General features: G+C 71.2%; 2 protein-coding genes. Both read left to right on the forward strand.

Annotated elements, in window-relative coordinates:
• Positions 1–168: 2OG-Fe(II) oxygenase (locus B2X67_RS03895; RefSeq protein WP_286784684.1), on the forward strand; the 168-nt coding region annotated here is incomplete at its 5' end.
• Between the two features lie 4 nt (positions 169–172).
• The coding region (locus tag B2X67_RS03900; protein WP_286784685.1) for a 2-thiouracil desulfurase family protein at positions 173–316 on the forward strand (144 nt) is incomplete at its 3' end.

The following is a 316-nucleotide window of genomic DNA, read 5'->3' on the forward strand; positions in this document are numbered from 1 at the left end:
GCACTGCGCCTTTACCTGGACGAGTCGCGCAGCCTCGACGTGCTGCCCGAGGCCGGCACCCTGGCCTGCTTCGTCTCCGCGGAGTTCGCCCACGAAGTGCTGCCGGCCAGCCGTGATCGCCTGTCGCTGACCGGCTGGTTCCGCCGGCGCAGCGACAACATCCTCTGATTCCATGGAAAAACTGCTCGTCAGCCGCTGCCTGCTCGGCCAGCGCGTGCGCTATGACGGCGGCGCCCATGGGCCGTTCCCGCCGTTGCAGCAGTGGCAGGCCGAGGGCCGCGTGGTCGCCGTCTGCCCGGAGGTCGCCGGGGGCCTG

This window comes from Pseudomonas sp. UBA3153, from assembly GCF_002364635.1.
In the GTDB taxonomy this organism is placed as follows: domain Bacteria; phylum Pseudomonadota; class Gammaproteobacteria; order Pseudomonadales; family Pseudomonadaceae; genus Pseudomonas_O; species Pseudomonas_O kuykendallii.